Raw genomic sequence first — 13,827 nt, 5'->3', positions numbered from 1 at the left:
AAAGACCAGAAACATCGAGAAGGCAGTGTGAATGCCTGCTTGCCTACCAAAAGACTAAGCGGGGTGGACGGGGCTCGAACCCGCGACCTCCGACGTGACAGGCCGGCGTTCTGACCAACTGAACTACCACCCCACTATCCACAAAAAATCGCAAGATTTTTGTGGTCTCCTTTAAGTAGGCGGAACAGGGCTTGAACCTGTGACCTCAGCCTTGTAAGGGCCGCGCTCTCCCAACTGAGCTATCCGCCCTTCGAATTTTTATTTAACTACATAAAGTTTCCTTTTGTCAAATTACCATACCAGAAAGGTAAAATCTATAGAATGTTTGACAAAAGAAAACTTAAGGGTTGAAATATTTTATAAGCTTATCTTATAATAAGCAAAAGTTATGGGACTCGAAAACCACAAACTAAAGGTTTTCTGCACAGTTGCAGAGACAAAGAGCTTTTCTAAGGCATCCGAGATTATACATCTGACCCAGCCTGCGGTAAGCCTTCAGATACAGACCATAGAGGAGGCTTTTGAGACAAAGCTTTTTGACAGATCATCGAGCACTGTTACGCTCACAAGGGCAGGCGAAATCCTTTATAGGTACGCAAAGGAGATTCTTGCTCTTTATGCATCGATAGAAAAAGACATAGGTGCTGTAACAGGGCTTGTAAAGGGTTCGATTGCAGTAGGCACAAGCACCACAATCGGCAATTATCTTCTGCCAACCGTAATAGCGGACTTTAAGAGGGCATACCCGAAGATAAAAATCCAGCTCATTGTCGGCAATACAAAAAGAATCGTGGAGTTCCTGAAGGCAGGCAACCTGAATTTAGGGCTTGTCGAGGGCGAGGTCACAAAGTATAAGGTGATGACCGAAAAATTAGTCTCGGATGAGCTTTCCCTGATAGTTGCACCATTTCATCCATGGGCAAAAAGAAAAGAGGTTTCTATCCATGAGATTACAAAAGAGCCTTTTATATTAAGGGAAGACGGCTCAGGCACAAGACAGGTCATTGAAAAGTATCTCAACAAAAAAGGCATAACCACTCAGGACATGGAGATATCCGCTGTGATTGGCTCTACAGAAGCAATAAAAGAGTCAGTTGAAAACGGAATAGGCATCTCCATAGTGTCAAAATGGGCTGTTAGAAAAGAGCTAAGATACGGCACTATTAATGCCCTCGGGTTTAAGGAGGTAAAAATGCTGAGGGACTTCTCGCTTATATTTAACCGTAACAGTATCCACTCTTATGCATCAGATGAGTTCATGGCATATCTGAAGTCTTATCCTTATGAGAGACTTCTTCCGTAGGGGTTTCCCTGTGCTCAAGTCGTTTTTGCTGATGAAACATCTCATCTATGTATCCGAATTATCTCTCATTAATTTGTCCCAAGCAGGATAGCGCTTACGATGGTTCTTAATTCACAAGGCTTGGCACCCTACTGATAATGATCATTTACATCAATAATCTCGACAACATCTTTCTCACGGAAAATAAACAGCGCCCTGTATTTCCTGTTAATCCTGAAACTCCAGATTCTCATCTTTCTCGGCTCAAGCAACTCCGTCCTTAAGCCGGGATGAAAGGGATTTTCCTTAAAGAGGTTTATCTGTTTTTCAAATTTCTTTTCTATGTTTCTGAGTTTGAGATATTTCTCTATCTCAGGATGAACAGGGAGGATTTTCATTTAAAATGCGACGAGCGCTTAAGTCCTTTCTCAAGGCTATCAATAAACTTCTGATTGTAAATACCTGTCTTTTTGAAAGCACCAATGATTTCTTTAATGCCTTTTGTCGGAGGGGGAGAAAAAATATCACTCTCTATTATCTGATGGAGATATTCGTAGCGGAGTTTCTTTTCAATCAACTCTGCATACTCTTTTTTAGAGATGGTAACTGTCTGCATGATATTACTCTATCACATCAGAAAATTCCATGTCAAACCTTTATGTAATTCATGCGGGAGTTCTTGAGGGGGTTCGGAAAAGTGGCAGATTAATACTCGTTTTCTTGATAATTGTGGAGTTGCATCCTGGTGCCTGCTAAGATCAGGCTTAATCTCAATAATAGAACAGGCACATGGAGCGACTCCAACGTCGGTCCGGGTCATTGGAGCGGCGCAAACTCAAGTGTTAGGCGTTGTTGGTCGCCCACACTCAAAAATTATTTGATTCATGAGGCATTGGGTTTCTCCTTTTTTACAGAAACCACAATAGCAGAACCAGTAAGAACAATAAATATGCCCATGCCCATTATCCTTTTGGCTTGTTCTCTTTTTTCATCACGACCCCTGTTTTCCATCGCCAACTCAGCACTTTTACCCATCTGTGCCAATGGATGGAGTCCTGATTTCCAAAACTCTTCTGTAGACATGGTTATAGTTTTTTGTGATGATGTTTTAGATTCATCAGACGATGAAGTAGATTTTGTTTTATCTGTGGAAACGGTCTTAGCTGGAAGTTCCTTTAATGGTAAGTTTTTGCGTACTTTATGCCCCCAATGATTAAAAGAACAATTCCTGCTAAAACAATAGCTCCAGCGAATTCTTTGAAATTCATTTATAATCCTCCCTTCTTGTAAGGTTCTAAAAGTGAGTGCAAGTATTGAGCCATTCTCTGAGGAAGCTGTATTTTCATCTGTCCCCCTTAAAAACCTCAGACTGAAAATATCAGATTCACGCCTTCCCTGTCAAGAAAAATTTTAGGTTTAAAAACAACCCCTTTTGCATAAAAATTACACAATACTCGCCGTCACTTCCTTTCTTCTCGGTTTATCTCTCGTTACCCCAGCCACATGGACAGCACAAAAGGTTGTTTTACATTTACCTCTTTTGCCTATATGCTTCAAGAAAGTTTTTAACCTGTTTGACAAAATCCTCAATATCAGAAAGGTTGTTCCTTAAAATCTCAAAAAGCTCTCTGTCGGAAACTTCATGGTAAAAATGGACAAGCCTGTTCAGGACACCTTATTTATAAAGCCGAGCTTATCCTCTATCAACTTTATATTCAAAAATAATTTACCTTCCTTTTGTGAGAGTTATTCCTGCGATATAGTATAGACCCTGTAGTCTATAAAGGGGAATATATTGTTTTTACTTTCAAGCCCCAAGACAAACTCTTCCTCTATTTTACCTTTCATTGCCATATCATAAAGCCTTCCAAATGCCTTTATATGTAGGTGAAGTCTTTCCTCTCCGTAATGGGGAGATGTGCCTGTCTCAATCATAAAAAGCCAGTCAGATGCCTGCATGAGAAGGAGCTCTCTTAGTGCCTGATTCAGGGTTCTTTTAAGAAGTGGATTATCTGTTTGAGGGAATCTCTTTAAAAGCTCAGACATCCTTCTGGATGCCATATGCACATGCCTTACTGCCCAGTTATTCCGTGGACTGCACCATGTGTCGCCATATCCGCCCCTGCCCCAGCTTGACATAGCAGGGCTTACAGTTTCAAGGTCATGGTCTTCTCTTAGATACTCCGAGGCAGTAATGCTCTTAATGGCATCCTCATGGTGTAATCTTCTCAGAAGGTATTCGAGCCAATCAATACCTTCAAACCACCAATGCCCAAAAAGCTCTGCATCGTATGAGGCAGTGATGATAGGGTTAAACTTATATCTAAGGTTTAAGTCCTCTATCTGGCTTTTTCTTTTCATAACAAAGTCATTTGCATGAACCTCTGCCCTCTTAAGAGCCATGTTTCTAACATAAGGCTTTTTCCTCTTTCCTCCTATGCGATAATATTTTATGCCAGTTGGTATTCTTATTCCACATGGATGTATGTAGGGCCTTAGGTATCTCATAGGAAGCCCGAATCCAATGTCCTTGTAGAAATCCCTGTAAAATGGGTCACCTGGGTATCCTTCTGTCCTACTCCAGACCTCTTTTGAAGATGCACTGTCCCTTCCGAATGCCACCACACCCGAGGTGCATCTTACAGGTTTAAATACGCTATATGAGGGACATGGTTTGCCATGAAGTATGCCATGACCTTCCATAAAGAAAAACCCTATATTGTTTTCCTTGAGTATCAGGTCCAGCCCTTCGTAATATCCGCATTCAGGAAGCCACATGCCTTTTGAGGGCACCGAGAAATTCCTCTTATGCTCTGAAAGGGCAAGGCTTATCTGTGCTCTAACTGCATCTGGAAAAACCGAAAGATTTGGAAGATAGGCATGGGTTGCCGAGGTCGTGATTATCTCTATACTGTCTGTTTGAGAAAGCCAATTTATTCGAGATACTAAGTCAGAGCCAAAATGCTCTTCGTAGATATATCTTATCCTTTTCAGTCGCTCGTTATAGAGCTTTGAAATGGGTGAGAGCTCTGCATCCTTTTTTGTCCTTAGAATTTCTTTTTCTGTAAGCTCTATCAATCTCAATAGATAAGAAAGAAACCTCCTTTGAAGGAGACTATCTTTAAACATCTCCACGAGCGTAGGGCTCAGCGAAAGCGTAAGCCTGAAATTAACCTTATCGTTGATGAGCCTTTCGAGGAGGTCGAGCAGGGGGATATATGTCTCTATTTGTGCTTCATAGAGCCAGTTTTCCTCTAAGAAGTATTCGTGCTCAGGATGCCTTATATATGGAAGATGGGCATGAAGGACAAGTAAGAGATAGCCTCTGTGCTGAGCTTGTCGAAGTATCAAGTTAGCCTGATTCTTCCTTTGCCATTTATAACCCTTCCGATAACCCAATGGGTCAATGACTCCCCTCTAAATGTCTTCACCTTCTCTGGTGAAAGGCTAATCAAAAGCCCTCCTGATGTCTGCGGGTCAGACAAAAGGAGTCTGTCTTCCTCCGATGATTTCCCTGAATCTAATATTCCTTCGAGGAACCTAAGGTTGTTATATGCTCTTTCGGGAATCATACCTCCTTCGATGAAATCCCTTACCATGTCAAACACAGGAACATCTTTTACATTTATCTCGAAATCTACCTTAGAGTCTCTTACCATGTTATATGCATGACCAAGAAGGCCAAAGCCAGTGACATCGGTTGCAGATGTAGCGCCTGCCTTTAAGGCAGAGGATGCCGCCTTGTCGTTTAATGAGAGCATGGAATCTATTGCATGCCTCATATCCTTATCTTTAATCTTTCCTGCCTTAAGTGTAGTAGAAAGAACTCCTACACCAATTGATTTTGTAAGTATAAGGATGTCTCCTGCCTTTGCGCCCTTTGACCTTAAGATTTCCTTTTCATTTATTCTTCCCGTAACAGATAGTCCAAATTTCAATTCGGAATCCTCGAAACTATGTCCGCCCATGAGGGAGACGCCTGCTTTTCTCAGAATATCTATAGCACCTCTTAGTATTTTTTTTATGACATCGGGTTCGTAATCGCAGGAGGAAAACCCTAAGAGAGCAAGGGCAGTCATGGGACGACCTCCCATTGCATAGATGTCGGAAAGGGAGTTCACTGCGCTGATTGCGCCAAATGTAAATGGCTCATTAACAACAGGGGTGATTATGTCCACTGTCTCCACGATAGATAGACCTTTATCGAGCATATAAACGCCTGCATCGTCCCCAGGGCCTATTATGACCAAGGGGTTTTTCTCTGGCTCGATTGAGTTAATAATCTTTTCGAGGTCCGCCGGACCTAACTTTGCGGCTCAGCCAGAAGCCTTTACTTTTTCAGTCAGTCTGTAATCCATTCCTCATTTCCCAATGCAGAAAGAGCTGAATATCCGATGAAGGATGTCCTCTCGGGTCAGCTTTCCTGTGAGTTCGGAGAGACTTTTCACTGCCTCCCTGAGTTCCATTTCGACTATCTCGAGTGGCTCGTTTTTTTCGATAGCATTAACCGTGGCATTAAGCCATTTAATCGAGGTATCTATCTGACCCTTGTGCCTTATGTTTGTAACGAGGGTGTCACGGACACCTCCTTTATTGCTGCCACGGACGCCATTGCCCATTACAGAGCCAAATATTGCCTCTTTGAGTTTACCCATGCCATCACCTGTTTTGGCAGAAAGCCTTAAGAACGGAGTGCCATTTGGAAATCCGAGGTCAGCATGTGGAAGGTCGCTTTTATTAATGACTACTATGGAGTTTTTCCTCATTGCCTTTTCTATGACCTCAAAGTCCTCTACCTTAAGTGCCTGAGAGCCATCGATTACTGCTATGACAATGTCCGATGACTCCAGTGCCTGAAGGCTTCTTTTTATAGCTTCTTTTTCAGCCATGTTATGAGCCTCTTTTATGCCTGCTGTATCCATAACCTTTACAGGCAGACCATTTACATTAATATAGTCTTCTATGACATCTCTGGTTGTGCCTACCTCTTCTGTGACGATTGCCCTGTCTTTTTGAAGCAGGGCATTAAGAATGGATGATTTGCCCACATTTGGTTTTCCCACGATTGCCACTGAGATGCCATCTCTAAAGAGTCTTCCTTCCTCGTAAGAAGCCGATAGCTCTCTTAGGGTGTCAATGACACCTTTTATTTGAGTTTTAATCTCACTCACGGATGAAGGCTCTATTTCTTCTTCCGGGAAATCTATGTATGCCTCGATGTGGGCGCATATATTAAGGAGGCTTTCTCTCAGGGGCTCGATTTTATTTTTGATACTGCCTTTTAACTGTTTTATGGCAATACCTTCGGCAATATCTGTTTTTGCCCTTATGAGGTCTATGACTGCTTCTGCCTGTGTGAGGTCAAGCCTTCCATTCAAGAATGCCCTTTTTGTGAACTCTCCTGGCTCTGCAAGTCTTGCCCCCTGCTTTAGTGTTAGCTCAAGTGCCCTTCTCAGAGGGATAAATCCTCCATGGCAGTTTATCTCCACTATGTCTTCTTTTGTATAGGTTCGAGGTTGCCTCATGACGGTTATAAGCACCTCATCGACCGTCTCATTGGTTTCAGGGTCTTTGATGACCCCATAAAGCACCCTATGAGATTCGACCTCATGGAGGGATTCAAACTTTCTGGAGCTAAAAAGCGTATCTGCTATCTGAATGGCATTTCTTCCGCTCATTCTCACTATGCCTATTCCTGCCTCGCCTACTGGCGTGGATATGGCAGTTATCGTGTCTGAGTTATTCATATTAGATAGCTCCTACTGGGCTCGTAACCCCTTAAGATTAAGCTGAAGGGTTCTGCCTCCTTCCCACTCGTTTATGTTTACCGTATAGGCTGCATCTATCGTATCGGATTCCTCAAGTTTCTCCATGAAGCCTCCCATATCAAAGCCAATTGCCTCTACTGCCTTGCCATTGCCCTTGAGCTTCATCTTGAGGTGCTTTTCTCCGACTACCCTTGGGTTGATTGGAGTCAAGTTTTTTGAGCCAAAAATGGGCTCTGAATTCCCATAGCCAAATGGCTCTAAAGAGGAAATCTCCCTTACAAGTCCAAAGGTTATCTCGTTAATGTCTATATGGGCATCTATTTCAAGGGCGGGTATGAAGTCTTTGACCTCTGACTCTACGATGGCTGTGATTTTTTCTTTAAATGGATTAAGGTTATCGATGCTTAGCCTGAGACCTACTGCCTGAGGGTGTCCTCCAAATGCCATCAAAAGCCCTTTACAGTCCGAAAGTCCTTTATGTATATCGAATTGAGGGATGCTTCTTGCAGAGCCCTTTGCCACCCCGTCTTTAATGGAAAGTATAAATGTTGGTCTCTTAAAGGCATCTGCAATCTTACCTGCCACAATTCCAATTACTCCTTCATGCCAGCCCTCTGCCCATAAAACTATTGCAGAGGTGAGTGGCATCTGACCGAGCATCCTGTAGGCTGAGTTATACACGGATTCTTCTATTTTCTGTCTATCAGAGTTTATTTTATCCATGCCTTTGGCAATGCGAAATGCTACATCCTCATCCTCTGAAAGTAAAAGCTCCACCACATCGGATGCATCCGAAAGCCTGCCAGGTGCATTTATTCTTGGAATAATCGTATAGGACAGCGTATTTGCCTTAATCTCCCTTCCCTCAAGTCCAGAGACAGAGCTTAATGCCTTTATGCCGGGTTTGATAGCCTTCTCGATAATACTCAAGCCTTCCTTAACAATAACTCGGTTTTCGCCTGTAAGCGGAACCATATCCGCTACCGTCCCAATGGCAGTAAGGTCAAGAAACTCGTATGTATCCATCCCTAATGCCTGTGCTACCTTAAGTGCAACTCCAGAGCCTGAAAGATGAAATGTTCTTTGAGAGCCATTGAGTTTTGGATTTATGACCGAATGAGCTAAAGGAACTTTTGCTTGAGAGCCAACACGAATAGGCTCGTGGTGGTCCGTTATTATCACCTCGATGCCCTCCTTTTTAGCACTCTCCACTGCCTCGAAAGAGGTTATACCGCAGTCAACCGTGATTATCAAAGAGGCAGAGATTTCCTTTGCAAGACTGATTGCATTCAGGTTAAAGCCATATCCATGAAGGAATCTATTTGGGATAAAATAAGAGACATCTGCTCCGAGCCTTCTCAAGCAGGATACCATTATAGAGGTGGCAGTCAAGCCATCGGCATCGTAGTCGCCATAAACGAGGATTTTCTTGCCTGCGTTTTTTGCATCAATTACCGCCTCAACTGCGCCTCTAATGCCCTCTATTTCAAATGGCTCTGACATTGCCCTTATGTCAGGTGAGAGGAAATCTTTTACCTCACTGGGGGTTTTTATTCCCCGGTTTATCATGACCTGAGAGATAGCAGGCGATATGGACGAGGCATTCGACAGATAGGATATGTATGCTTTATTCGTGCGGTTTATGAGCCACTTTCTATGCATCTTAAATTTCAAATCTCAAATCTTTATTGAACCTACTATCTCTTTATAAGGGGCTTTTTACCACCCAGAAGTAGCACTGTTGGACTTGCAATGAATATCGAGGAGTATGTACCCACAACAATGCCCATGATTATCGTAAGGGAGAAATCGTGGATGACCTCGCCTCCAAACAAGAAAAGAGCCACTGCCGTAAGAAGGGTTGTCAGGGAAACTATTATCGTTCTCGAGAGCACCTCGTTTACGCTCTTATTGACTATCTCGCCTGTTGGCTCCTTATGGCTTTTTCTTATATTCTCCCTGATTCGGTCAAAGACAACGACTGTGTCAGTAAGGGAGTAGCCTGCTATCATGAGGAGGGCACTTATCAGAAGAAGGTTTATTTCTTTCCCCATGATATAGAAGACTCCAAGCACAGCTAAGACATCGTGGGCAGTGGCAATAGTTGCACCAATTGCAAACCTGAATTTGAATCTGAATGCGATATAGATAAGGATTCCTGCTGTTGCCGCTAAAACCGCAATGAGTGCGTCTTTACGGAGCCTATGTCCAACCTTTGGTCCTATCTCGGTTGTTGAGTCAATAACAGGCTTCTTATCCGAAAACCTCTCTGTAAGTACTGACACTACCCTGTCTACCACACCTTCGGTCTCCTGCCTTTTTATGCTGATAAGTACCTTATTTACAGTTGGCAAATCCTGAAGGTCAAAGTCCTTCATACCTGCTCCTTCGAGGGCTGTCCTTATATCGTGCAAAGGCACAGTAGATTGGAACTTTACCTGAACTGCTATACCACCTGCAAAGTCAATGCCTAAGTTTGCCTTACCCTTTCCTATCTGGATTATGGCAAGAACTCCCATGATGGAAAGTATTGCCGAAAAACCAAATGCATAAAGCTTTTTACCCATAAAATCTATATTTGTCTTTCCTATAAGCTCTATCATATGCTTAACCTCTTAACCTCTTTCCTCTGGTTTAAAATATCGAATATGGTTTTAGTTCCTACGAGTGCAGTGAACAGGTTTATGGAAACACCGAGGCTCAGTGTAACTGCAAAGCCCTTTATCGGACCTGTGCCAAACTGAAACAGGACTGCGGATGTAATAAGGGTTGTCACATGCGAGTCAAATATAGTCCAGAATGCCTTCTGATAACCCGAATCCACTGCTGCACGAGGAGTCTTTCCCGCCCTTAGCTCCTCACGCATCCTTTCAAACATCAAGACATTGGAGTCCACTGCCATGCCTACGGCAAGTATTACACCTGCAATGCCAGGCAGTGTGAGGGTTGCCTCAAGATAAGCCATTGCTCCAAGCAAAAGGAGGATATTGAGGAAAAGCGCAAGGTCAGCAATGAGCCCAGAGAGCCTATAATAAAAGACCATGAAAGCAATTACTGCAATTGCACCTATGATGCCTGCCAGTTTGCCTGCCTGAATAGAATCCCTTCCTAACGATGGACCTACGGTAATATTCTGGAGCATCTTTACAGGTGCAGGAAGTGCACCTGCCTTTAGCACTATGGAGAGGTCTTTTGCCTCATCTATCGAAAATCCGCCCTCTATGGAGGCATCTCCGCCTGCAATCCTTTCCTTTATTTTAGGTGCAGAATAGACATTCCCATCGAGGATTATTGCAAGCCGCTTTTTGACATTAGCACCTGTTACCTCCTCGAAGATTTTTGCACCTGTAGGGTTAAACGCAATGGCTACATAAGGCTCATTAAACCTGTTTAGGCTTACCTTTGCCTCTGTAAGGAGGTCTCCTGTAAGAAGTGTCTCTTTCTTTATGAGGAAAGGCAGTTTTTTAGCCTCTCCTGTCTGCAAATCTATTGTTCTTTCAAAAAGTAGCTCTCTGCCTTCTGGAATCCTGCCTGAGAATTTCTCAAGCAATTCGGACTCATCGTCAAAGGCTATTACAGAGGGCAGTTCAGCAGAAACAGGGGATTCATCGTCAACTACCTTAAATTCGAGCAGGGCAGTTTTTCCGATTATATCTATTGCCCTTTTTGGGTCTTTGACACCCGGCAATTGTATGACAATCTCGTTTTCAGCCTGCCTGTGGATTGTTGGCTCTGCAACTCCAAACTGGTCAATCCTGTTTCTGATTGTCTCAACTGCCTGGTCAGAGGCATTTTCCTTTATCCTACTTGCCTCCTCATTGGAGAGCCTGCAGGTAAGCCCACTGGATGTCTCCTCTAATTTTAAGGTCGGATAGTTCTTCTCTATAGCAGTTCTTATTTCTATTGAAGAAGGGCTTACGGTTATCACTCCTGCCTGTGTTTTAACATCTGCCTGAAGCTTTTTTTTCTTCATCAGCTCCCTGATGGATTGGGAGACCCTCTCTACCGTAATCTCAACTGCCCTTTCTGCTTGAACCTCAAACACAAGATGTGTGCCTCCCTGAAGGTCAAGCCCTAAGACTATGCCTCTTGAGGGCATAGTCTTTTTCCACCACTCAGGCATTGACTTGAAAATAGGTATATTTGGCAAAAAGAATATAAGGGAAAGTAGGACTGCTACGCCTATGAGTATGAGCCTCCAGAGAATCTTCTTTTTCATCAGGCCTCCGCTTGCTTAAGATTAACAGATATTTTGCCTTAAACAGATGCATTTCGGCAAGTGGGGGTAGTCGTTCACTACATATGAGACAGATTCGTGGTTATAAATCCCCCTGTGCCCCGCATTCGGTTCAATGACTGGTTGTGCAGTCTTTAAAGATGATGTCCTTTTAAAATCTTCTGCCACTCTGCAATGTGAAACGCTTTTACTTCGGTTGAATTCTTGGCGTCTTCAACTAAGTTTACAGTATATGCCTTGATAAATTTCTTGTAATCATCAATAAACCGCAGGTAATATTTTAAGCTCTGAAAAATCCCGTTTGCAATAATTTCTAAGCCGCTGTCTTTTTTTATTTTCAAGATGAATTTGTTGATATATTCTTCCTCTTCTTTTGATGGGAAATTGCTTTTATACGTAGTCAAGATGTAATACCGCTGAATGCTTGTTCCTTGTGATTTTTTAACGATGTCAAAAATTATATTTCTGTCTATCGGAATGTTATGTTTTATTTCAATCATTTCAAATGGCGTGCCGTCTATATTCCATATTTCAATATCGCCAAATCCGTGTTTATCTGACGATGTGTGAACATTAAGATGTCCTAACTTTTTCCCTTCATATCTTTTCACGACTTTAAAAAGTTCTTGATAAGCGGAATAGATGGCAATAACGGGAAGTCTTGAACTTAACTTGATTCCAAAATGTCTTTCTAACATTTCGAGAACAGTATTGATGTTAATTATTTCTGAAAAATTTGCCGATTCAATGGTTTCATCAAAAACCATTTTATGTTGCTGTGAAAGTAAATGTAGCTTGATGAAAATATAAACTAAGCATTCTTTGGGGGTGACTCTTTTATTTTCCACTGCATCAAAGAGTTCTAAAAAACTATTCTTTACTTGAGCGTCTCTGATTTTTAAATTCTGTCCTTCTTTTTTTGTCCATTTGATTTTTTCTCTTGTTGCAAGCGTTAAAAACGAGGACTCCTTGTTCGCATATTTTGGAAAATGCTTTTTGAAAAATGGTGCTGTAACTGAAGTATCTAAACTTCTTGCTGAATATCCATTTTTAAAGTCTGTTCTATGTAAGCGAATATCTTGTTTTGGTTCGATGATTTTTTTGACAAGAGAAGTGACTAATGCAGATAAAAGCGATTTATTCTTATCAATCTTGTTGATGAGCGTATCTACATTGGATTTTATAGTGTCGTGAAAGTTATCTTCTTTTTTGGAGTGTAAAACTGATATTGCTTGCTCATAAAACTTATCTAAAATATCTGTTGGATTCATACAAATAATTCAAAAGCATATGGATGAATTTCTTCAAGTCGCTGATTTGCATACTCAATATATTCTGGATGTATTTCCATACCTATATAGCTTCTATTTAACCGTTTAGCAACAACTGCGGTTGTTCCAGAACCTAAAAATGGGTCAAGGACAATATCGTTTTCTTTGGTTAAAAGTTTTATTAGTTCTTGTATAACAAATTCTGGATAAACGGCGGGGTGTATATTTCCCTTGATTGTTTCAACGGTAGATTCAATAATGTCTTTGCGAATAGAATTGCCGTAAATTTTAATTATTGTAAATCCTTTATTTTCAATTTGAGTTAGTCGGCCGCCCGCCTGCCCGCCGTAAGGGAGAGCGTGCAGACCTCTAATTTTCATCCTGAAACTTTCAATCGTTCCTTCTTTAACTTCTCTTATTACCTTCGTCAATTCTTTTTTTGCGTGGGCTTTCTCGTCAACAGAAAGGTTACACTTATCAATTAGTTCAAAGTATTTTTTCCCAATGTCATTGCCAGCTACTTTCCTGCTCCCATTTAAATATTTATCTCTGTATTCTAAAAATGCGTCTTTGTTGAAATAGTAATCGTTTGATTTTGCAAAAATGAAAAACGGCTCTTTGGAAGAAACCAATTTTCTGGGATCTTGTTTTGGAGTAGGATTTATTTTAAGCCAAGTAACTTCATTAATAAGTTTAACTTGTCTTTCCTTTAAAACCTCAATAGCAAACCTGTAAGGAACTAAAAGCAAGCTGCCATCAATATATTTGTCTCCCAAGTTGAAAACGATGGAGCCGGTTTTTCTGGTTACTCTCACACATTCTCTAAAAACTTTCATTAAATTTATAATATATTCTTCAACGGTTTTTTCATTCCCAATTCCAGTTTTTCCGTATTCACGTTGCTGAAAATAGGGAGGACTGGTTATTACTAAGTCAACAAAATTAGAGGGGATGTCTTTCAAGGTTTCTAAGCAGTCACCACAATAAATTTTATTTACTTCTTTGTTTATTATTTCCATATGGGATAGTGTAACATGTTTTCTGCAAATATGAAAAAGGGTGTATGGGTTCAGGACATATGAGACAGATTCGTGGTTGTAAATCCCCCTTTATTAAAGGGGGAAGGGGGGGTGCAACCTGCTAACATAGGTAACAGATTAACCTACGGACATGGGTAACAGTATAATGGCAGAGCAAGGAGGTATTGCGATGCCATGGAGAGAGGTGAGACCTATGGACGAGAGAGTGAGTTTGATTTCGAACTGGCTT

Annotated in this window: 13 protein-coding genes and 2 tRNA genes; 1 reads left to right on the top strand and 14 read right to left on the bottom strand. The window is 41.7% G+C overall.

The genetic code is table 11. The features are described from left to right. Positions 1 to 59 precede the first annotated feature (59 nt). Positions 60 to 133, bottom strand: a tRNA-Asp gene (locus HY805_06775). A 43-nt stretch (positions 134 to 176) separates the two neighbouring features. Then, a tRNA-Val gene (locus tag HY805_06770) sits at positions 177 to 249 on the bottom strand. A 139-nt stretch (positions 250 to 388) separates the two neighbouring features. Here HY805_06770 and HY805_06765 point away from each other — a divergent pair. Next, positions 389 to 1,303, top strand: coding sequence for a LysR family transcriptional regulator (locus HY805_06765; protein ID MBI4823914.1), 915 nt, complete (start codon positions 389 to 391; stop codon positions 1,301 to 1,303). 128 nt (positions 1,304 to 1,431) lie between these two features. Here the strand turns inward: HY805_06765 and HY805_06760 are convergent, their stop codons facing one another. The 12 genes from HY805_06760 to HY805_06705 form a co-directional block, all read right to left on the bottom strand. Beyond that, entirely contained in the window at positions 1,432 to 1,680 is a 249-nt protein-coding gene (locus HY805_06760; GenBank protein MBI4823913.1) for a type II toxin-antitoxin system YoeB family toxin, read from the bottom strand. Then, positions 1,677 to 1,898: a hypothetical protein gene (locus tag HY805_06755; protein MBI4823912.1), complete on the bottom strand. Its 222-nt coding sequence runs from the start codon at positions 1,896 to 1,898 to the stop codon at positions 1,677 to 1,679. Before HY805_06755 ends, HY805_06760 begins: the two co-directional genes overlap by 4 nt. Positions 1,899 to 2,164: 266 nt before the next feature. Continuing rightward, the gene (locus HY805_06750) at positions 2,165 to 2,365 is read right to left on the bottom strand and encodes a hypothetical protein (protein ID MBI4823911.1); all 201 of its coding nucleotides are present in this window, start codon (positions 2,363 to 2,365) and stop codon (positions 2,165 to 2,167) included. A 448-nt stretch (positions 2,366 to 2,813) separates the two neighbouring features. Next, positions 2,814 to 2,951, bottom strand: coding sequence for a DUF86 domain-containing protein (locus HY805_06745; GenBank protein MBI4823910.1), 138 nt, complete (start codon positions 2,949 to 2,951; stop codon positions 2,814 to 2,816). A gap of 77 nt (positions 2,952 to 3,028) precedes the next feature. After that, positions 3,029 to 4,630: a DUF1957 domain-containing protein gene (locus HY805_06740; GenBank protein MBI4823909.1), complete on the bottom strand. Its 1,602-nt coding sequence runs from the start codon at positions 4,628 to 4,630 to the stop codon at positions 3,029 to 3,031. Then, on the bottom strand, positions 4,630 to 5,565 hold the full coding sequence (gene selD, locus HY805_06735) for a selenide, water dikinase SelD (protein ID MBI4823908.1): 936 nt from the start codon (positions 5,563 to 5,565) through the stop codon (positions 4,630 to 4,632). The genes HY805_06740 and selD overlap by 1 nt, the downstream gene beginning before the upstream one ends. A 78-nt stretch (positions 5,566 to 5,643) precedes the next feature. Continuing rightward, positions 5,644 to 7,029 carry a tRNA uridine-5-carboxymethylaminomethyl(34) synthesis GTPase MnmE gene (mnmE, locus tag HY805_06730; protein MBI4823907.1) on the bottom strand — a complete coding sequence of 462 codons (1,386 nt, stop codon included), beginning with the start codon at positions 7,027 to 7,029 and terminating at the stop codon, positions 5,644 to 5,646. A gap of 12 nt (positions 7,030 to 7,041) precedes the next feature. Further along, positions 7,042 to 8,724, bottom strand: a complete 1,683-nt coding sequence (gene recJ, locus HY805_06725; protein ID MBI4823906.1) for a single-stranded-DNA-specific exonuclease RecJ — start codon at positions 8,722 to 8,724, stop codon at positions 7,042 to 7,044. 23 nt (positions 8,725 to 8,747) lie between these two features. Further along, a complete protein-coding gene (secF, locus tag HY805_06720; protein MBI4823905.1) occupies positions 8,748 to 9,653 on the bottom strand; it encodes a protein translocase subunit SecF in 906 nt (301 codons plus the stop codon). Further along, on the bottom strand, positions 9,650 to 11,269 hold the full coding sequence (gene secD, locus HY805_06715; protein ID MBI4823904.1) for a protein translocase subunit SecD: 1,620 nt from the start codon (positions 11,267 to 11,269) through the stop codon (positions 9,650 to 9,652). The genes secF and secD overlap by 4 nt, the downstream gene beginning before the upstream one ends. Positions 11,270 to 11,421: 152 nt before the next feature. Next, a complete protein-coding gene (locus tag HY805_06710) occupies positions 11,422 to 12,558 on the bottom strand; it encodes a DNA methyltransferase (GenBank protein ID MBI4823903.1) in 1,137 nt (378 codons plus the stop codon). After that, the gene (locus tag HY805_06705) at positions 12,555 to 13,577 is read right to left on the bottom strand and encodes a site-specific DNA-methyltransferase (protein MBI4823902.1); all 1,023 of its coding nucleotides are present in this window, start codon (positions 13,575 to 13,577) and stop codon (positions 12,555 to 12,557) included. The genes HY805_06710 and HY805_06705 overlap by 4 nt, the downstream gene beginning before the upstream one ends. Positions 13,578 to 13,827: the final 250 nt, after the last annotated feature.

The sequence above is a fragment of the Nitrospirota bacterium genome, assembly GCA_016207905.1.
Classification (GTDB): domain Bacteria; phylum Nitrospirota; class Thermodesulfovibrionia; order Thermodesulfovibrionales; family JdFR-86; genus JACQZC01.
The sequence above is the reverse complement of the archived record's forward strand: the minus strand, read 5'-3'. Positions and strand labels throughout refer to the sequence as shown.